This is a genomic window from Pseudovibrio japonicus (genome assembly GCF_014651595.1).
GTDB lineage: Bacteria > Pseudomonadota > Alphaproteobacteria > Rhizobiales > Stappiaceae > Pseudovibrio > Pseudovibrio japonicus.
On sequence record NZ_BMXE01000004.1, the window covers coordinates 124,828 to 145,202 of the forward strand.

The 20,375-nt window shown below is 52.7% G+C and carries 18 protein-coding genes; 4 read left to right on the forward strand and 14 right to left on the reverse strand.

Going from position 1 to position 20,375, the window contains the following annotated elements; genetic code table 11:
• Positions 1-118: 118 nt before the first annotated feature.
• The 12 genes from IE076_RS12215 to IE076_RS12270 all read right to left on the reverse strand — a co-directional run bounded on the left by IE076_RS12215 (position 119) and on the right by IE076_RS12270 (position 14,244).
• Positions 119-1,192: a BMP family ABC transporter substrate-binding protein gene (locus IE076_RS12215; RefSeq protein ID WP_189437085.1), complete on the reverse strand. Its 1,074-nt coding sequence runs from the start codon at positions 1,190-1,192 to the stop codon at positions 119-121.
• 370 nt (positions 1,193-1,562) lie between these two features.
• Positions 1,563-2,492, reverse strand: coding sequence for an ABC transporter permease (locus tag IE076_RS12220; protein ID WP_189437086.1), 930 nt, complete (start codon positions 2,490-2,492; stop codon positions 1,563-1,565).
• Positions 2,485-3,573 carry an ABC transporter permease gene (locus IE076_RS12225; RefSeq protein WP_189437087.1) on the reverse strand — a complete coding sequence of 363 codons (1,089 nt, stop codon included), beginning with the start codon at positions 3,571-3,573 and terminating at the stop codon, positions 2,485-2,487. The genes IE076_RS12220 and IE076_RS12225 overlap by 8 nt, the downstream gene beginning before the upstream one ends.
• Positions 3,563-5,155 (reverse strand): ABC transporter ATP-binding protein, encoded by a 1,593-nt coding sequence (locus IE076_RS12230; RefSeq protein WP_189437088.1) that lies wholly within the window; start codon positions 5,153-5,155, stop codon positions 3,563-3,565. The genes IE076_RS12225 and IE076_RS12230 overlap by 11 nt, the downstream gene beginning before the upstream one ends.
• 50 nt (positions 5,156-5,205) lie before the next feature.
• Positions 5,206-6,189 (reverse strand): xanthine dehydrogenase accessory protein XdhC, encoded by a 984-nt coding sequence (gene xdhC / locus IE076_RS12235; RefSeq protein ID WP_189437089.1) that lies wholly within the window; start codon positions 6,187-6,189, stop codon positions 5,206-5,208.
• Positions 6,189-8,534 (reverse strand): xanthine dehydrogenase molybdopterin binding subunit, encoded by a 2,346-nt coding sequence (gene xdhB / locus IE076_RS12240; RefSeq protein WP_189437090.1) that lies wholly within the window; start codon positions 8,532-8,534, stop codon positions 6,189-6,191. Before xdhB ends, xdhC begins: the two co-directional genes overlap by 1 nt.
• Positions 8,524-10,011 carry a xanthine dehydrogenase small subunit gene (gene xdhA / locus IE076_RS12245; RefSeq protein WP_189437091.1) on the reverse strand — a complete coding sequence of 496 codons (1,488 nt, stop codon included), beginning with the start codon at positions 10,009-10,011 and terminating at the stop codon, positions 8,524-8,526. The genes xdhB and xdhA overlap by 11 nt, the downstream gene beginning before the upstream one ends.
• 4 nt (positions 10,012-10,015) lie before the next feature.
• Positions 10,016-10,369: a hydroxyisourate hydrolase gene (gene uraH / locus IE076_RS12250; protein WP_189437092.1), complete on the reverse strand. Its 354-nt coding sequence runs from the start codon at positions 10,367-10,369 to the stop codon at positions 10,016-10,018.
• Between the two features lie 116 nt (positions 10,370-10,485).
• Complete coding sequence (locus IE076_RS12255) at positions 10,486-11,415, reverse strand: LysR family transcriptional regulator (RefSeq protein ID WP_189437093.1); 930 nt, start codon at positions 11,413-11,415, stop codon at positions 10,486-10,488.
• A 32-nt stretch (positions 11,416-11,447) separates the two neighbouring features.
• Entirely contained in the window at positions 11,448-12,425 is a 978-nt protein-coding gene (locus IE076_RS12260; RefSeq protein WP_189437094.1) for a quinone oxidoreductase family protein, read from the reverse strand.
• A gap of 179 nt (positions 12,426-12,604) precedes the next feature.
• On the reverse strand, positions 12,605-13,300 hold the full coding sequence (locus IE076_RS12265) for a CDP-alcohol phosphatidyltransferase family protein (protein ID WP_189437095.1): 696 nt from the start codon (positions 13,298-13,300) through the stop codon (positions 12,605-12,607).
• A gap of 38 nt (positions 13,301-13,338) precedes the next feature.
• Positions 13,339-14,244 carry a DUF2182 domain-containing protein gene (locus tag IE076_RS12270; protein WP_209009067.1) on the reverse strand — a complete coding sequence of 302 codons (906 nt, stop codon included), beginning with the start codon at positions 14,242-14,244 and terminating at the stop codon, positions 13,339-13,341.
• 271 nt (positions 14,245-14,515) lie between these two features.
• Between IE076_RS12270 and IE076_RS12275 the strand changes: the two genes are divergently transcribed.
• Positions 14,516-15,778: a UbiH/UbiF family hydroxylase gene (locus tag IE076_RS12275; RefSeq protein ID WP_189437096.1), complete on the forward strand. Its 1,263-nt coding sequence runs from the start codon at positions 14,516-14,518 to the stop codon at positions 15,776-15,778.
• Here the strand turns inward: IE076_RS12275 and IE076_RS12280 are convergent.
• Positions 15,775-16,725: an AEC family transporter gene (locus IE076_RS12280; protein WP_189437097.1), complete on the reverse strand. Its 951-nt coding sequence runs from the start codon at positions 16,723-16,725 to the stop codon at positions 15,775-15,777. The genes IE076_RS12275 and IE076_RS12280 overlap by 4 nt on opposite strands.
• Positions 16,726-16,928: 203 nt before the next feature.
• Here IE076_RS12280 and IE076_RS12285 point away from each other — a divergent pair, with 203 nt between their 5' ends.
• The 3 genes from IE076_RS12285 (at position 16,929) to hspQ (ending at position 19,505) form a co-directional block, all read left to right on the forward strand.
• Positions 16,929-17,822, forward strand: a complete 894-nt coding sequence (locus IE076_RS12285; RefSeq protein WP_189437098.1) for a lysophospholipid acyltransferase family protein — start codon at positions 16,929-16,931, stop codon at positions 17,820-17,822.
• A 100-nt stretch (positions 17,823-17,922) separates the two neighbouring features.
• Positions 17,923-18,960 (forward strand): HpcH/HpaI aldolase/citrate lyase family protein, encoded by a 1,038-nt coding sequence (locus IE076_RS12290; RefSeq protein WP_189437099.1) that lies wholly within the window; start codon positions 17,923-17,925, stop codon positions 18,958-18,960.
• 212 nt (positions 18,961-19,172) lie between these two features.
• Positions 19,173-19,505 carry a heat shock protein HspQ gene (hspQ, locus tag IE076_RS12295; RefSeq protein ID WP_189437100.1) on the forward strand — a complete coding sequence of 111 codons (333 nt, stop codon included), beginning with the start codon at positions 19,173-19,175 and terminating at the stop codon, positions 19,503-19,505.
• Positions 19,506-19,617: 112 nt separating this feature from the next.
• Here hspQ and IE076_RS12300 read toward each other — a convergent pair whose 3' ends face one another.
• Entirely contained in the window at positions 19,618-20,232 is a 615-nt protein-coding gene (locus IE076_RS12300) for an invasion associated locus B family protein (protein WP_189437101.1), read from the reverse strand.
• Between the last annotated feature and the right edge of the window lie 143 nt (positions 20,233-20,375).

A 20,375-nucleotide genomic window follows, 5' to 3' on the forward strand; every position in this document is an offset into this window, starting at 1 on the left:
TCTTGTTCTTTTAAGTTCAATTGAAATACGTGGGCAGTGGGAGTTACCCCCCACTGCAAAAATTGGGAAAAGTGCCATAAAAACAGCGGCACTCTTCTGGGAAGACAAAGCTTCCGGCTTACTTTGGCAGCTGGTCGTCGATGCCTTTAACGTAAAAGTTCATGGAGAGCAGCGCACCATCTTCAGCAGTTGCGCCAGCTTCAAGGAACATGGAACCGTCCTGCTTGGTGATTGGGCCGGTAAATGGCTTCAGCTCACCGGACTTGATTGCAGCCATGGTTTTTGCTGCTTCATCCGCAACATCCTGTGGGATGTTGGTGAACGGTGCCATGTGAACCATTTCAGCATCCATTCCACCCCAGGTGTCCTGGCCCTTCCAGTTACCGTCCATCACAGCTTGTACGCGGGAGATGTAATAAGCGGACCAATCGTCAACGATCGCAGTTGCCTGTGACTTCGGCGCAAACTTGATCATGTCGGAAGCCTGACCAAAGCCCATGATGCCACGCTCTTCAGCAACCTGCAGCGGCGCTGGAGAATCTGTATGCTGAACCATGATGTCAACGCCCTGATCAATCAACGCTTTAGCAGCATCCGCTTCGCGGCCCGGATCGTACCAGGAGTTCACCCAAATTGTCTTGATCTTGAAGTCAGGGTTCACAGTCTGCGCACCCAGCATGAAGGAGTTGATGCCACGTACAACTTCAGGAATCGGGAAAGAGCCGATGTAACCTGCAGTGCCGGTCTTGGAGATCTTGGCAGCGATCTGCCCCAGAACATAACGACCTTCATAGAAGCGTGCGCCGTAAGAAGAAACGTTCTTCGCCTGCTTGTAGCCGGTCGCATGCTCAAACTTCACTTTCGGGAACTTGCGCGCGACCTTCAAGGTTGGGTTCATGTAACCGAAGGAAGTGGTGAAGATCAGCTCGTGACCGGAACGGGCCAGACGCTCAATTGCGCGCTCAGCATCCGCACCTTCCGGCACGCTCTCGATGTAGGTGGTTTCAACTTTGTCGCCAAAGTGCTTTTCAATCGCCTGACGGCCCTGATCGTGCTGATAAGACCAGCCGTGGTCAGAAACCGGACCAACATAGATAAAACCCACTTTCAGTGGATCAGCCGCGCTGGAAGCCCCTGCGGAAAGACCAAGTGCAACTGCAGCAGTTGCTGCCAGTTTAAAGATAGTGCGCATTGTGCGCTCCCCCTTATAGGTTGACCTGCACTCCAGCTGCGCAACGCCCTGACAAGCGCAGCGGAATGCTCCTTAAAGAACCAGATGAACGACGGCGCCAAGCAAACACGATAGGAACAAACCCGAAGCCCGTTCTGCGCATTTGTGCGCTATCAAGTTGTTTCCTGCATTTTTTGTATCTCGCAAAAAAGATGCGATCTTTTATTCCAGTGCGGGCAGGTTTCCGCGATCTGCACAACAATGCCCCTTGATTTGGCCAGCAAATACCAAAGTCTCTGTTGTCATTATGCGCTCGCCCTCAATTTTAAGAAGGTCGAGTATTGCAATCTGGCCAATGCCACTGAAAGAGCATTGGCCAAAACAGTTCTTTCTAGCGATCAGGCACAAACGGCTTGCCCAAACAGGCCGGTGTATTCACCTTGGCCAGCGTCTTACTGCGCGAAATGATGATCAATACGATAATGGTCGCCAGATACGGCAAGGCAGACATGAATTGGGTTGGCAACCCAATGCCGGCAGCCTGCGCATGGAACTGCAAAATGGAAACGGCGCCAAACAGATATGCCCCAACCAGCACCCGTGCCGGGCGCCAACTGGCAAACACCACCAGAGCCAGCGCAATCCAGCCACGCCCTGCCGTCATACCCTCAACCCACTGCGGAGTATAGATCAGCGACAGGTAGGCACCGGCAAGACCGGAACAAGCCCCACCAAACATCACCGCCAGATAGCGCACCTTGATAACGGAATATCCCAGAGAATGCGCCGAGCCGTGATTGTCACCAACCGCACGGATGATCAGACCCGTACGCGACCGGAACAGCACAAAGTAAACCCCGATCACCAGCCCATATGATGCGTAAACCAGAATGTCCTGATTGAACAGCAACGGCCCGATAAACGGAATGGCAGAAAGCCCCGGAATTGCAATCGGCTGCAGACTAATGCCCGGCTGCCCAATAAAGGCTTCCCCAACCATGCCCGACAGCCCAAGCCCCAGAATAGTCAGAGCAAGACCTGTTGCCACCTGATTTGTCATCAGGTTCAGCGTCAAAAAGCCAAACAGCACGCTCATGGCAACGCCGGAGATCATAGCTGCGACAATGCCGATGTATGGCGAGCCGGTCGCCTGTGTCGCCGCAAAGCCCATCACAGCGCCCACAATCATCATCCCCTCAACCCCAAGGTTGAGCACGCCGGAACGCTCCACCACCAACTCACCAATTGCAGCAAGCAACAGCGGAGTGGAAGCGGTGATGATGGTCAGAAGGACAGCTTCAATCATGGAAAGATCAGACATTGGCTGCCTCCTTCACCCGGTTGGCGTTGGAAACAAACTTGAACCTGTAAAGAATGAGCGTGTCACATGCGAGCACGAAGAACAGCAACATCCCCTGGAATACGCGGGTGATCTTGTCAGTCAGTCCAAGGCTCACCTGAGCAGCTTCACCGCCAATGTAAGACAGCCCCAACAACAACCCAGCAAACAAAATGCCGATAGGATTCAGGCGGCCAAGAAACGCCACGATAATTGCCGTAAAGCCGTAGCCCGGAGAGATAACAGGCGTCAGCTGCTCAATGGAGCCAGACACTTCCGCCATACCTGCAAGTCCCGCCAAACCGCCGGAAACGAGGAACCCGAACCAGACAACCCCCTTGCTGGAAAAGCCCGCAAACCGACCCGCACGTGGTGTCTCGCCCATCACTTTAATCTCAAAGCCCTTAAGCGTGCGCGACAACATCCACCAGACCACAAGAACGGCTACAACCGCAAAGATCATGCCGATGTGCAAACGCCCTTCACCGATCTTCGGCAGCACGTGAGCAGCATCAAAAATCCGGCTTTCCGGGAAATTGTAGCCATCTGGGTCACGCCATGGTCCACGAACAAGAAAATCCAGAATGTACTGTGCGATGTAAACGAGCATCAGGCTGGTGAGGATCTCGTTGGTACCAAACCGAACTTTCAAAAACGCCGGAATGGACGCCCACGCCATACCGCCCAGAATGCCCATCAGAACCATTAGCGGCAGCGCCATTGGACCGGTGAAGTCGTAAAAAAGAACCGGAATAACGGAGCCAGCCAGCGCACCCATGGTGAACTGCCCTTCAGCCCCAATGTTCCATGAGTTGGACAGGAAACAGACCGACAGACCAACGGCAATCAGAACCAACGGCCCGGCCTTCACCAGCAGCTCTTCAATGGACCAGCTGGTGGTCAGAGGCTCGACGAAATAAGCATAAAGTGCTTCAACAGGGCTGTAGCCCATGCTGACAAACAAGATGGAGCCGCACACAAGCGTCAGGCCAATGGCGATCAGCGGAGAAACAACGGTCATCAGCTGAGAGTGTTCAGCGCGTTTTTCAAGTTCAATACGCATGAGCTTCAACCTCTTTCACTTTGGAGGAGGAAGCTTGCCCTTCACCCATACCCGCCATCAGAAGACCGATCTTTTCGCGGGTCATATCAGCAGAAGGTTCAGCCTCAGAAAGCTCACCGCGCGAAATCACCGCAATGCGGTCGGCAACCTCATAGATCTCATCAAGATCCTGAGAGATCACCAGTATGGCAGAGCCGCTGCGCGCCAGATCAATTATCGCCTGACGGATTAGCGCCGCAGCGCCTGCATCAACGCCCCATGTTGGTTGGTTGATCACCAGAACCTTCGGCGCTCTATCCAATTCGCGGCCAACTACAAACTTTTGTAGGTTGCCGCCAGAAAGCGAACGTGCCTCTGGATTATCGTGGGACATGCGGACATCGTAGGTAGCCGTAATCCGCTTTTCCATTTCCGTCGCAAGCTTCTGATTGAGCATGCCATTGCGGATCAGTTTGGGATCGGACTTGTAGCGCGTCAGCAGGATATTGTCGGAAAGTACAAAGCCCGGAACAGCCCCGTGGCCCAAACGCTCTTCAGGAACAAACGCCGAGCCAAGCAAACGACGGGCGTTGATCTTGCGCTTGCCAACAGGCACACCACAAATCTCAACGGCATAAGCGTCCTTAACCTGTGTTTCACCGGAGATCGCATCAAACAGCTCGCTTTGACCGTTTGCCGCAATCCCGGCAACAGCAACAACCTCGCCGCCGCGCAGCTCCAGATTGATGTTCTTAAGCGCAATACCAAACGCACCATCCGATGGCAGCGAAAGGTTGCGCAGTTCCAGCATCACATCACCCGGCTGCGCTTCAGTTGAGCTTGCCGAAATGTCATGCACATCTCCGCCCACCATCATACGTGCAAGGCTGGCTGGCGTTTCCTGGGCAGGATCACACTCGCCAACCACTCGGCCATGACGCATGATCGTGGCGTGATGACAGATCCGCTTCACCTCCTCCAAACGGTGGGAGATGTAAAGGATCGCACAGCCTTCAGACGCCAGACGCTGCAACGTGATAAACAGCTGATCTGCTTCCTGCGGTGTTAAGACCGACGTGGGCTCGTCCATGATGATGAGACTGGGGTTCTGCAAAAGGCAACGCACAATTTCAATACGCTGACGGATGCCAACCGGGAGATCTGCAACAAGCGCTGCTGGATCCAGTGGAAGGCCATACTTTTGGGAAACCTCAGAAATACGTCTGGAAAGAGCCTCTATTTTTTCACCCTTTGGAAGAGCCAGCGCGATATTTTCAACCACACTCAGCGCTTCAAACAAGGAGAAGTGCTGGAACACCATACCAACGCCCAGCTTTCGGGCAGCAGCAGGATTTGAGATTGAAACGCGTTTTCCCTTCCACAGGATCTCTCCCGCACCCGGTTCTAGAGCGCCGTAGAGAATTTTTACAAGCGTGGATTTACCCGCTCCATTTTCGCCAAGCAATGCATGGATTTCTCCTTGCTTAATGGCGAGATCGACAGTGTCGTTCGCTAGAATATCGCCAAATCTCTTGGTAATACCCTTGGCTTCTATGAGATCCGCGCCCTCTGCCACCGAGCTGGACCTCTGCCCATTTTCCATCGTGTTACCCGTTCCCCAACAAAAATCAGATCAAGACGTTCTCCTTGAACCTAAGAAGCAAAACGAAAGCCTCCCTGAGCATTGCTTATCTGTTTTTCCTTGACCACTAGAAGTTGAGCGGCAATGGAAATTGCAATATCAGACGGCTTTTTGCTTTTAATCTCAGTAATTCCGACCGGACAAACAAGCTGTTTGCTCTGCGCCTCCGATATTCCGGAGTCTTTGAACCGTTTAAGTGTTCGCGCGCGCTTGGTTGCACTGCCTATCAATCCAATAAATGCCAGATCAGTTCTTCGAACAGCAGCATCTACTATAGCATGATCACGTTTATGATCATGGGTCATTACGATGACATAGTTTCCCGGTTCAAGGTTTTTTACGATGACTTGGGGCTCGTTTAGATGAATGCAGCGGATATTGGAAGGTAGATATTTAGGAAAAATTTCATTCCGTTCATCAATCCAACTAATCCGGAAGCCCAAAGGAGCCATCGCAAGCACCAATGCCTTGCCAACATGCCCTGCGCCAAACAGATAAAGATGGGGCCGGTCCTCCCCGAACCTCTCCGTCAATTTGCCTTGATTTAGAACAATTTCTGCCGATTCAGAGCTGCTCATTGCGGGGGGTAATACATGCCTTTCAACCGACCCGGAACTGCAAATATTTGCAGTGGTTGAAAAAATTCCCATACATTCTTTTGTGGAAAAGTCTTGTGCAATATCACGGAAATTGAGGAAAAATTGCTCAAATGCAATCTCAACACGGCCGCCACAGCATTGTCCAAGGTCTGGACCGAGTGCATAAGACCGGGTTTGGAAGTTCGCAGAATCGCTCTTCATCAATGAAACAGCTTCATGCAAAACATCAAATTCGAGCCGGCCACCGCCGATAGTTCCCTTAAAGGACATATCAGGGCGTACAACCATCCGCGCTCCAACCTCTCGGGGAGAAGACCCGGCAACATCCACGATACTCACCAGCACGCATCGCCCGGTAGCATCAAGCGCAGACAGAACCTCACCCCAAACCAACATTACGCACCCTCTCCCGCCTTGATCGCTTTTACAGCTTTCAAGATCGCTTCAGGCGTTGCAGGCGCATCCAGCTTCGGCAAAACGCCCTTATTGAGACTGGAAATCGCATCATTGATCGCACAAAACACCGAGATCGGTAGCATGAGCGGCGGCTCCCCAACCGCCTTCGAACGGTAAATGGTTGGCGCCGGATTGCCCTCACTTTCATAGAGGGCCACGTTGAAGATCTCAGGCACATCGGAGGCCGTCGGGATTTTGTAGGTCGAGGGCGCATGGGTCTTCAAATGCCCAGCCTTATCGAACCAAAGCTCCTCCGTGGTCAACCAGCCCATCCCCTGCACAAAACCACCTTCAATCTGGCCCATATCCAGGGCCGGATTGAGCGACGTGCCAACATCATGCAGCACATCCACCCGTTCCACTTTCATCTCACCCGTCAGCGTATCAATCACCACCTCAGAACAGGAGGCACCATAAGCATAGTACAAGAACGGATGCCCTTTTACCTGCGCACGATCCCAGACGATTTCCGGTGTCTTGTAGAAGCCGGAGGAAGACATTTGAATGCGGTGTTCATAGGCTAGGTGGGCCAGCGCTTTGATCGAAAGCTTCGGCTCTCCGCCAATCAGCATTTGGTCATCGCGTAAGGTGATGTCCTCTTCAGACACCTCAAAGTGACCCGCGGCAAAGGTTTTAAGCCGGCCAACAATTTCACGACAGGCAATGGCCGTCGCCATACCATTGAGATCCGCACCGGATGACGCCGCTGTCGGCGAAGTGTTCGCCACCTTGGATGTGTTGGTCGCCGTAATCTTCACTTTACTCAGGCTGACACCCATCTCGGTTGCTGCAATCTGAGCAACCTTCTGATAAAGACCCTGCCCCATCTCCGTGCCGCCATGGTTCAAATGCACTGACCCATCACGATAAAGATGCAGGAGCGCCCCGGCCTGATTCAAATGCGTCAGGGTAAAGGCAATGCCGAATTTCACCGGAGTGAGTGCAATCCCTTTCTTCAGCACCGTATTATCAGCGTTAAATGCCTCAACCGCTTTACGGCGCGCCCGGTAATCAGAACTGCGTTCCAGCTGATCAACCAGCTTCGCCAAAACATCATACTCATCCACCGACTGACCATAGGGCGTAGTATTGGCATCTTCGCGATAAAAATTCGCCTTGCGCACATCCAATGGGTCCAGCCCCAACTGGATCGCAATTCCATCCATCAAACGCTCACAGGAGAGCATCCCTTGTGGACCGCCGAACCCGCGAAACGCCGTATTGGAAACTGTGTTTGTTTTCAAACGCTTGGATCGGATAAGCACCTGCGGATAATAGTAACTATTATCGGAGTGGAACATGGCACGGTCATTGATCCCGAGCGACAGATCCGCCGAGCAACCGCATCGGGAGTGCAGATCGATTTGAACTGCCTCAATCTTGCCGGAACCATCATAACCCGCAGCCAAATCAACCATGAAGTCATGGCGTTTTCCTGTCAGGATCATATCGTCATCACGGTCCAGCCTGCACTTGCAAGGCCGCCCCGTTGCGTGCGCAGCAAGCGCAGCCAGCGCAGCCCATTGGTTGGCCTGAGCTTCCTTGCCACCAAACGCGCCGCCCATCCGCCGCACTTCTACCGTCACCGCACCGTCATCAAGACCAAGCACCTTTGCAACAGTGTGCTGTACTTCAGTTGGGTGCTGGGTGGAAGATTGCACAAGCATGTCGCCATCTTCACCAGGAAATGCAAAAGCCACCTGTCCTTCTAAATAAAAATGCTCCTGCCCACCCATCTCCAGACGGCTTTTCAGCGTTAGCTCTGACTGTGCAATAGTTTGCTCGGGCGAACCACGGCGAAATTCATAGTCCGGAAGAACCGTCTGCTCCGCCTTAAGAGCATCAGCAACGCTCACTAACGGCGTTTCTTCCTCAACCTCAATGTGTGCAAGCCGCGCAGCTTTGCGGGCTTGAAGGCGTGTCTCGGCCACCACAAGAAAGATCAGCTGACCATGAAACACAATCCTGTCAGTGGCCAGAACTGGATCATCCCCGGCGACAGGCGAACAATCATTCACACCCGGAATGTCAGAGGCATCCAGGACAGCTACAACACCGGGTGCCCCTCTGACTGCGCTCAGATCAACCTTGGTGATCCGGCCACACACCGCATCTGCCTCATACCCAGGCGCCACATGGAGTGTGCCATGGGGCTCGATAATGTCATCCACATAGGTTGCCTTGCCAGACACATGCTTTTGCGCACTATCATGCTCAAGGGCTTTCCCAACCACGTGGGAAGACGACACGCGTCCCTTTGTTTTCTCGAGAAGATCAGTTGACATGTGCGCCTCCCGCATCGAGTTCACGTTGCCCGTGGACCCGCGTGTGCTGGCTCGACTTTGCTGCTATCTCCACAAGGGCTTTCTCCAAGAGCCCACACGCCACATCACACCTGTAAGAGGCAGAGGCGCGCATGTCACTAAGCGGGCTGAAATCATTTTCGATAGCGCGTAGCGCGCGCTCCCAGCTACCAGGATCATGAAGCTCAGCCCCCACAAGAGCCGCCTCAGCTCCACTCGCCCGTTTGGGAATGCCCGCCATACCACCATACGCAATACGTGCGCTTTCAACCACGCCTTCTTTGACGCTCAGACAAAACGCAGCCATCACTGCAGAGATGTCCTGATCAAACCGTTTCGAAATCTTATAAGCTCTGAACTGCTCATCTTCAGCCAGTCGCGGTACACTGATCGACGTCAGCACCTCGCCCTCGCCGATATCCTGCTTGCCATAGTCGATGAAGAAACTCTCCAACGCTAGATTGCGACGCCCACGAATGCTCTGCAGTTCAATCTCCGCCCCAAGAGCAATCAACATCGGCGGCATATCGCCGATGGGCGACCCATTGGCAATGTTCCCACCAACCGTACCCGATGCGCGCACCTGCTTGGAACCAATCCGGCTAATCACCACATCAAGATCAGGATCAATGGACTTCAGGAACTCTTCCGAAACCGTATAGGAGGCCCCTGCACCAATCCGGATGCCTTGCTCATCCTCATAACATGTGCTCAGACCAGCCACGCGGCCCAGAAAGATAATCTTCGGTAAATCCCGCAGGTCTTTGGTCACCCAAAGCCCCACATCCGTGGCACCGGAAAGCAACGTGGCATCGGGATGTTTTCCATAGGTCTCCAGAAGACTCTGGAAGCTGCACGGCGCAAAGAAGAAGCGCTCTTCATCGCCCACACGCATATCCTGCGAGTCGTGAAGCGCCGCCAGTTTGCCTTCTGTCTCCGCCGCACGGGCAGCAAATGCATCGTTCAGACCAGCACGGCAGGCGTCCAACGCCGCATCCACAATTGGTCTGTATCCGGTGCACCGGCACAAATTACCTGCGAGCCACGTGTTCACATCCTGACGGGTCAGACCAGGCGTGCGGGCATGATAAAGCGTAAACAGGCTCATCACGAAACCGGGTGTACAAAACCCGCACTGGGAGCCGTGAAGATCAACAAGCGCCTGTTGCACAGGGTGCAGTCCGTCTGGTCCTTCCAGATCCTCAACCGTGACCAACTCACAGCCATCAATCTGCCCAAGCATCAAGATGCAACTGTTCACTGGCTCGTACACCAACTTGCCATCGCGCAAACGCCCAAGCGCAACGGTGCACGCACCGCAATCACCCTCATTACACCCTTCCTTAGTGCCAGTGGAACGCTCTTGAAGCCGCAGATAGTCAAGAAGCGTGGTCGTCGGCTCAAACTGGTCCAACTCAACCACAATCCCTTTACGCAAAAAACGGAGTGTCGTACGCATCAGCTCAGCTCCCCCGGTACGTGGTGTAGCCAAACGGCGAGAGCAAAAGCGGCACATGATAATGACTGCTGGTATCTGCAACACCAAAGCGAATCGGCACAACATCAAGGAATGCGGGCTCTGGAAGCGAGAGGCCCTCACCACGTAGATAATCGCCAGCATGAAACTGGAGCTCATAGGAGCCAGCAATCATGCGATCACCTTCCAGCAAAGGCCCGTCCACACGGCCATCAGCATTGGTGATGAATTCGCTGAGTTTTGTGAAGCGGTCCCCATCCACATGCATCAGTACAACCCGCAGCCCCGCTGCAGGTTTTCCCTGAGCACTGTCTAAAACGTGGGTGGTCAAACGCCCCATAGCTTCCTCGCCTGCCAAATGACATCTACAACAGATGCTGATATATAAGTGAAACTACAAGGTGCACCTAATTGGGTGATAACAAAAGAACAAAAAAGAGCACTCACTGATGCCATTTAGGCAACGGATGGTGAAAGAATATTTTCTAAAATTGCTACAGTTTGCTGAAGAAATATGTCGGGTGCCAATGCAAGCCCGCGCAAAGACGAGGTAATGACGCATAAATGTGCCTGCGCCAGTTGCTCATCGCGAAGAGGTTTGAACAACAGCCGGTTGCTTGCCAGCTCTTCTTCAAGCCCAACTGCAGTTTGAAACGCAATCATTTTTCCTGAACGCACCAAATGCTTCATGAACCGCAAAGAGTTCGCCTCCACACTGCTCTGCCGACTGATCGAACCATGAGAAAGCGCCACATCCAGTTGCGAACGGATCGAAATTCCCGGTGCAGGCAGCGCAACCGGATAATCGAAACACTGCGCAAGGCTGAGCTGGTCTCGGCCAGCCAAAGGATGGCTTGGCGCAACAATCGCCCCAATCTGCAGCGATTTCTTGTAGGTTACATTCAACGCATCTATGTCCGGTGGTTCAAATGTAAGCCCCACATCCACTTCAGCTTTCTCAACAGCCTCAACAACCCGCTCGCCGCCCATCACCTGAACGTCGACATGAATGCCGCTATGCTGTTCATGGAATCGGGCAATCACTTCTGGCAAAAGAGCTTCGGTCACACTTTCAACCGTTGCAATGGAAACCACACCGCGCCGAAGCCCTTTAAGTGCATCAAGTTCGTCGCCCGTGGCCTCCAAGTCGGACAGGGTGCGCCGGATATGCGCGAGCAGAATCTCTCCTGCAGGCGAAAGCCGGATCCCGCGCCCCACACGCTCAAACAGCTCCATTCCTAGCTGTTTTTCCAGCCCCAATATCTGCCTATTAACTGCGGATGAGGCCACATTTAGCTTACGCGCAGCCGCCCGGATGGAGCTTTCCTCCGCTGCTGCAGCAAAATAGCGCAGCGCTGGGCCGTAAAGATACCGCGACCGGTCCATCTGCTCTCCCTGTGTTCAGATTCCATTGCCTATTAGGGCAAAATGACGGTGGCACCGGTAGTTTTGCGACCTTCAAGATCCCAGTGCGCCTGCGCAATATCCTTCAGTTTGTAGTGTTGATTGATCTGGATCTTGACCGTTCCATCTGCAATGACCGAGAAAAGATCGGCAGCCGTCTCCTCAAGCTCCCACCGCTCAGCAATATAGTGGAACAGGCTTGGCCGGGTCGCAAACAAGGAGCCTCTTTGCGCCAGCATTCCAAAGTTGATGTCGGGCAACGGGCCTGAAGACTGGCCAAAGGTACACCACAATCCACGCGGTCTAATGCAATCTAGTGAGGCTGGGAATGTATCTTTGCCCACACTGTCATAAACTACATCGCACAGGCGCCCACCCGTAATCGTACGCACGCGAGCAACCCAATCCTCAGTCTTGTAGTTGATTACGTACGCATAGCCGTTTGCAGCCGCGAGCTGCGCTTTTTCTTCCGAACTGACCGTGCCGATAACAGTTGCTCCAAGTGAAGAAGCCCACTGCCCTGCAATCAAACCAACCCCTCCCGCTGCAGCATGGAACAGCAATGTGGTATCTGAAGTCACCTTAAAGGTTTTTTTAAGCAGATAGCACGCCGTCATACCCTTCAGCATTGAGCTGGCAGCTTGCTCATCAGTCACCCCCTCGGGGATTTTGACAAGTACACTGGCAGGAATGTTCCGTTCTTCACTGTAAGCACCCAGCGGCCCTGCATAGGCCACCCGGTCCCCCACAGAAACATTACTCACCCCCTCACCAAGGGCAACAACAACGCCAGCACCTTCATTTCCAGGAGTAAATGGTCCATCCCCTGGAGCAGGATAAAGGCCTGAGCGGAAATAAGTATCAATGAAATTGAGACCAATGGCAGTGTGGCGAATACGAACCTCGCCCGCCTTCGGCTCTGGCAGATCAACCTCCTCATAGGAAAGAACTGAGGGATCACCAGCTTTCTCAACGCGTACGGCCCAGACCATTTTCTTGCTCCTTTAGATACATCAGCTGCGGAGTTTGACCAGATTGCCCGCAACTTGCAAGCAACTTGCCCCAATCATACCAGCTAAGCAGAAATACGCAGCCCAAAATGCAAAACGCCCGACCAAAAGGCCGGGCGAGAAAACAAACAAGCAAGCTGTCTCAAGGAGTGTGAAGTGCGTCAGAGCTTTCGAAACACCTGATGCACGGCACCAACACAAAACAGATATAGGCTGGTCACAGTGATCAGGACAAACAGCCAGCTTTCAATCACAAACCCCTGGTAAAGCGCCAAAGCGAGCGCAACGCTCCAGACAGTGAGAATGCTGAGGGTCAACAGGCGCCACTTGACGGTGCGCACCGGATGCACAAATTCAACGGGAGCAAAGGTCAGGACCGAGCAAAGCACAACCACACCAAGAATGATCCATGGCGGCGACTGCAGCGCGACCAGCACCACAATGACCATGTTCCAGACACCCGGAAAGCCTAGAAAACCGCCAGATTCAGTCTTCATATTACCGTCAGCAAAGTAGATCGCGCCGGTAAAGACGATAACTGCACCGGCCAACAGGCCCCAAAACTCAGAGAGCAATCCGCTTTGATAAAGTGCAAAAGCAGGCAGGAAAACGTAGGTCGAGTAATCGATCACCAGATCCAGAATCACCCCGTTCCAGCGCGGCAGGCGCGTCTGAATAAGAAATTTTCGCGCTAAAGGACCATCCAGCCCGTCGACAACAAGTGCCACCCAGAGCCAGAAAAACATCATAGGCAGATTGCCATTGGCTCCAGCGACAAGCGCAAGCAACGCAATGGGTGCTCCCAATGCGGTGAGAACATGAATGAGGAACAGCCGGGGGTTTGTCGAACCGGTCAACTTTGGGTCCTTTGTTATTCTTTAAGTGAAGGTACCACTTAGAACAATCTATCGCCCAAAACTTCAATAAGAGGTAAGTCTGCCTGAGCGAAATATATGTTTGCACCGCCCCATAGCAGAAGCGCGATACCTATTCCATAGCTTGTAAACGGTGTTTTGCTCTTTTTTTCAAGTGTCATTATGAGACCAAGCAGCGCGATCCAGATAATATTCATGATTCCCACTGCAAACATGAGCACCATTAGTGCCCAGCAACACCCCAGACAGTACAAACCTTGTTCGATTCCAAATTGGAAGGCATTTTGCTTCTGCTCACCTGAATGCACCGCCAATGCAACATTAGGTGTTCGGCACCGGTCAAGACAGGCCTGTTTGGCAGGCGTAAACTGATAGATCGCGGCCGCAAACACCGTTGTGATCGTCAGCGTAGAAAAAACCGGCAACATCATCGGACTAAGCACGCCCAGTTGGTGCAGAATACCTTGCGCAACCGTTGCCACAGCAGAAAATGCCGCCCAAACTGACAGATACCCACCAGCCACTACATAGATGGACTTGTCGCGACGGGCTTCATGGTATGTTTGAAGCATTGGCATAGCACTCGGCAGCATCATCGCCAGCACCATCATGAACCACATCACAAACAGCAGAAAGTAGTCGTAGAGCCCCATGTTGGCCAGCGCAGGCATTCCAAACGCTTCTTGCGCCAGCGGCAGGCACAGGGAGGCCAGCTGTACGCGCACATGTTCCGGCAGGCCTTTGAACATGTTGAACTGATTGAACAGCTCCATGCCCGGACCCATCTCGCCCATATCCATGCGGGCGATCATGTCCAGGACCATCGCTCCCAGATAAACCCAACCCAAAACCACCGCACCACCCAAAAGGATGTAAGGAAGCCGGTAGGACAACTGAAAATCCGGTTTTGGACTGGTAGTTGACATAAACAACCTCTAAATCAAACAGAACCTGCGAAATTCCAGCGGTTCTGGAACCTGTGCACTTCATGCAGCTTCTCTAATAGACCAGTAGTAATCCCAATGCGACATTGATTTAGTTCAAATTTAAGTTGGTGGCTGCGACATGGTGAAGCTGGCGCAGCGAAAGCTATCCCCTTTCATTGGGGGACTATCCGCGTGTAGTACCTTGAAACCGGTAGGTTTTATCCCCTAGATACTCTGGTAATAGAACGCAAACTGAATGCGGAATGAGAAAATGGCAGCCAATCTTGCATCTGACAGCACCAAAGGCAAAAACAAAGCCCCCACGCCTGCGCAGGAAAAGACTTACGATTGCGCTGTAATCGGCACCGGACCGGCAGGTATGATCGCAGCACTTGCCCTTGCTGGCAGTGGACTGAAAACCGTCCTTGTCGGACCTCCCGTCAACTTCAACGATGCCCGCACCACCGCTCTCATGGATGCCTCACGTCAGTTTCTCGACAATATAGGCATCTGGGATGACCTGCGATCCGCATTCACGCCACTCGAAAAGATGCGCCTGATCGATGGCACCGACCGCCTGATACGCGCGCCAGAAACCACATTCTCCGCAGCAGAACTGGATCTACCCGCTTTTGGCTACAATATCCTCAACAAAGACCTGAACCGGGTCCTGTTTGACCTCGTAAAGAAAAACGAGTTCATTGAGCTTGTTGAAGACACGATAAAAACTGTCAAGAGCAACGATCACAAAGCCACCATTGAACTCAGCAACACACCAAGCCTGGCTTGTCAGGTGGTAATCGGCGCAGATGGCCGCAACTCCGTTGTCCGTCGCTCCGCCGGTATTGAAACCAAGAACTGGAAGTACCCTCAGGCGGCTCTCGTTCTCAACCTCAAGCACGACCTGCCGCACTTCAACATTTCCACCGAGTTCCATCGCAAAACCGGCCCATTCACCATGGTCCCGCTGCCGGGCAAGTCCTCGTCACTGGTCTATGTGGAAACGCCCGAGAGGGCAGAAGAGCTCAACAACTACAAAGATACTGCGCTTGAGGCAGAGCTGGAAAAGCTCAGCCAATTCGTTCTGGGCTCTTTGAAGCTGGCAAGCCCGCGTCAGGTCTATCCGCTCTCCGGCCTGACAGCCGTTCACATGAGCGGCAACCGCTCCCTGCTCATGGGTGAAGCTGCCCACGCCTTCCCGCCAATCGGAGCACAAGGCTTGAACCTGTCTTTGCGCGACGTTGCCGTTGCCACTGAGCTGCTGGCCAAGGCAAAACACACCAATGCGGACATGGGATCAGCTGAGCTGTTGCAAAAATACGACCGCAGCCGCAAAGCGGACGTTCTCAGCCGCACAACGGCTGTCGACCTGCTCAACCGTTCCCTTCTGACGGATGCTCTGCCGGTGCAGATGTTACGTTCTCTCGGGCTTTATACAGCCTCCAGAATCCCGCTCGTGCGCCGCCTGCTCATGCGCGAAGGCATTGCTCCTTCCTGGAGCCTGCCAACACTCATGCGCGCTCAAGACAATTAAGGTACTAAAATTCCTGACTGAATGAGGTAAATAAGCGTTGGCAGCGTGATAACCGATGCCAACGTTCCATAAAGCACGGCCGTGGAAGCGCGTTCCACATAACTGGAATAGTGTTGCGCCAGCACATACACATTCGCAGCTGGCGGCAGCGCCGCCATCAAGAGCGCAGTTGAGATCCAAAGACTATCAACCCCGCCAATCCATTCCAGCAAAACAAATACAAGAATTGGATGCAGCACCAGCTTGATCAAAAGCAGGACGGGCAACTCTTTCGCTGTTCTACGGCTTGGTTGCAGCGCAATGGTCACCCCCATGGCAAACAACGCGCATGGCGCAGCTGCTTGCCGCAAAAACGAGATTGTCTGATCAATGGCTACCGGAGGCTTGAACTCGATCGCAGCTGCCAAAACACCGGCAAACACCGCCAGAATAAAGGGATGGGTCACGATCTTCTTGACAATCTCCAAGGCCAGCGGGCCCACTTTGACATTCTGCGAGCCGCCAATGGACATCATCATCGGCACAAGAATAAACAATAGGATCGTATCAAAACACAGGATCAAAGCCGTCGGCACAGCCGCGCCTGCCCCGAGCACAGCAAGCGTCACTCCCGGCCCCATATAACCGATGTTGGAATACGAGCCCACCAACGCCTGAATGGTCGCTTCGCCAATACTCCCACGCAGGATAAATCTAGCGATAGAATAAGCCAGCACAAACATCACAAAGGTGGAAAATGTAGTCACAGCCACAAAATCAAACGTGGCCAACTCTTCCACTGGGGTTTCGGAAAGCAACTGGAAAAACAAGGCCGGAAGAGCCAGATAAACCACAAAGAAGTTCATCCATGCCAAACCATCCCGTGACAGCTTTGCACGGCGACCAGAAACAAACCCAAGGAAGATCAAAAGAAAAAATGGCATCGCCAAATTCACGACATTGAGCATCTAAACCATTTCTCCATGCAATTTTTCTTGATGTTCTCCGCATCCAACTGGAGAATAAGTTGCTTTTGAAATACTGATTGGCTAATCACCATCACCGAGTTATGCGTATATAGCCAATCTATGGAGGTTGGCATACCGGCAACTACGACACTATAGTATGCGAGTAATCGGAAGTGGACAGCTCCATCTCTCCAAAGGCCAATATGAAATCTAAAAAGAAGCGTCGCCCCCTTTCACGCCAACAGAAGCTTAAGTTTCGTGCTGAATGGCTGGCCTTAAAATTTTTTGGCGGAATTCTGGGCTCCATGCCACTTGATTGGGCCTCCGCTTTTATGGGAAATACATGGCGCGTGATTGCACCAATGACCCACAGGCATGCCCGCGCAAAAGCGCACATCATGGCTGCCTATCCCGAGATGACGCACAATGAAGCCGATAAAATTATTCGGGATATGTGGGAAAACCTGGGCCGTGTCGCTGCAGAAACCGTTTTGCTCTCCAAGATTAACAAAGACCCAAGCCGAGTCATCTGCGTGAATCCGGAGGTCCTCGAAGAGTCCATTGGCGAAGGAGCGGTTATCGTCACCATGCACTATGGCAACTGGGAGGTGATTGCCAGCCAAGCTGATGATTGTGGAATGCCAGTGGCAGGAATCTACCAGCGCCTTAAGAACCCATATTCCGAAGACTATCTGCTCAGGCAGCGCGAGTCTCTTTACAAACTTGGCCTTTACAGCAAAAGCCATTCCACTGGCTCAAAACTTGTTTCGATCCTGCGGAACAAGGGCTCTGTTGCGTTTGTGGCTGATGTGCGTGATTACCGCGGCGTTAGGGTTGATTTCTTCAATCAAACAGCAGCAGCTACACACATCCCGGCAGCGCTTGCCCGCAGCATGAACAAGCGCCTCATCGCCATAAGATCCCGCCGCACAAGTGGCTCACGCTTCGAGTTAGTCGGCAAAGAAATCCCTGTGGCGCGCACCGGTGACCGCGAACAGGACGCAATCACCACAACCCAAGCCATACACGATCAGTTTGAAGAATGGATCCGCGAAGAACCTTCACAGTGGATGTGGTTTATGAAGAAGTGGGTTTAGCCGGTTCATAAGTTAGCCCAAAAAGGTGATTTTGCACCGCACAATAATCTGTATACTCTCTCCCAGAATTCCTATTTCAGCTCGGGAGGGAGCTTGCCAGATGAAAACCTATCGTTCCTACTTTAAACCTCTGGCTATTGGTGCTCCGACACCATTCACGGAGCCACCTGTTGCGCTGGAACGCATGATCCACTTCGTTCCACCACACATCGAGAAGATGCGCGCCAAAGTTCCGCAGATGATTTCTCAGGTGGACGTTATTCTCGGCAATCTGGAAGACGCTATTCCGGCAGATGAAAAGCTCAATGCCCGCGAAGGCTTCATCCAGATGGCCAATGACAACGACTTTGGCTCGACAAAACTCTGGACCCGCATCAACTCACTGGAAAGTCCGTGGGTACTGGACGATATCACGGAGATCGTAACCCGCTGCGGCAATAAGCTAGACGTGATCATGCTCCCGAAGGTGAATGGTCCCTGGGACATTCACTATCTGGATCAGCTGCTTGCTCAGCTCGAAGCCAAGGCAGGCGTCACAAAGCCAATCCAGATTCACGCTATCTTAGAAACCGCTGAAGGCGTGAACAATGTGGAAGCCATCGCCACAGCCAGCCCGCGCATGCATGGCATGAGCCTTGGCCCTGCTGATCTTGCAGCCTCGCGCGGCATGAAAACAACCCGTGTCGGCGGAGGCCATCCGGACTATCAAGTCCTTGCAGATGCAAACGGTGATGCACCGCGGACCCGTTACCAGCAGGATCTGTGGCATTACACCGTCGCCAAGATGGTCGACGCCTGTCTCGCCGCAGGCATCAAACCATTTTACGGCCCGTTTGGGGACTTCAGCGATGCGGCTGCTTGTGAAGCCCAGTTCCGCAACTCATTCCTCATGGGCTGCCTTGGAACATGGACCCTGCACCCAAGCCAGATTGGTATCGCAAAATCAGTTTTCTCCCCAGAGCCGGAAGAAGTGAAGTTCGCTCGCCGAATTTTGGAAGCAATGCCCGACGGCACCGGCGCGGTGATGCTGGACGGCAAAATGCAAGATGACGCAACGTGGAAACAGGCAAAAGTGATCTGTGACCTAGCAGATCTTGTGATTTCCAAAGATCCCGAATTGGCAGAGACTTACAGATAACCAACTATGGGGAGTGACCACGGACACTCCTCAACCTTGCAAATGTGCATATCAATGAATTGTGAGGAGCTATTCATCTGCAAACATCACATTTTGATCGGTTTGTGCTGCCTCTTGCCTCTTTGCTGCGCTATATAACTTGACAACAAGTGCGCAACATGACCTTTAAGGCGCCCTGACAAGATACAGTTTCTGCGAAAGCTTGGTGGATTATGGAGACAATTAGAACCGCGAAATTTAGAATTGGACAGGTCGTACGTCACCGCCTGTACCCGTTCCGTGGCATAGTGTTCGACGTTGATCCCACATTCGACAATACAGATGAGTGGTGGGAGTCAATTCCCGAGGAAGCACGCCCAAGCAAAGACCAGCCTTTTTATCACCTTCTCGCTGAAAATGCGGAAAGTGAATATATTGCTTATGTCTCGGAGCAAAATCTGGAAAAAGATGACAGCGGCGAACCTGTGCGACACCCACAGGTCGAAGAATTTTTTGATGAGACGATGGACGGCGACTACATCGTCAAGGATGTAGAAATCCATTAAGACCCATCACTGAAGCCGTATTAAGAGGCCAACGGCTGTTTGCATTCGAAAAAACAAAAAAACCCGAAGGAATGATCCTTCGGGTTTTTTAGTGTTCAAAGCGGGAACCAGATTACTGGTTCGCCTGACGCTGCTGCTCAATCAGCTTCTGACGAGCGGCTTCTGCGCGCTTCTGAAGCTCAGACTGCAGGCGCTCCTGCTTTGCCTGAAGTTCTTCAGGTTTAATCGCTTCACCATCATATACGCGGGTGAACCCTTTCAAAGTAAGGTCGAATGGACGTGCCTTACCCTGCTGGTTCAACGTTGTGATAACCAGCTTGCCGCCTCGCTTTAGGCCGCCGACGAAAGCGTCGTCAATGACCATTTCGGCAATACAAGCATTTGGAAAACAGATTGTGTATTTTGCTTCTGACTGTGTGCCAGCATCAACCTGTACACGAAGGCCAGGCTGAATCAGCATTCCCGGGGGAACAGCAATATGCAGCAACTTGCGGCTTTCGCCGGTGACTTCACGTACAACAGCCTGAGCAAGGAACTGACCAGTATCCGTGCGCAGTTCTTGTGTAATTAGGCAGAATTCCTTTTTGGATTTTGGATCAGTGTTACACACTTTTACCCAAGCATCCTCTGCCTGTGCACTCTGTGCAACACTGGAGCCAGCAAAGCCAACAGCAGCCAGTGCTGCAACAATCCCACCAGTGAGAACGCCCTTAAGATTAACGCCCATCCCCAATTTCCTCAAAGTTCGATCCGATGCCAAATGATGCCTCCGGCAGTTACGCAGCAACCAATTTCTAGGTTCAACAGTGTTTTGACTGCTTGTTCGGGGCCAAGCATACTCAGAACAGAGCTGAAAAAAAGGCAACACAC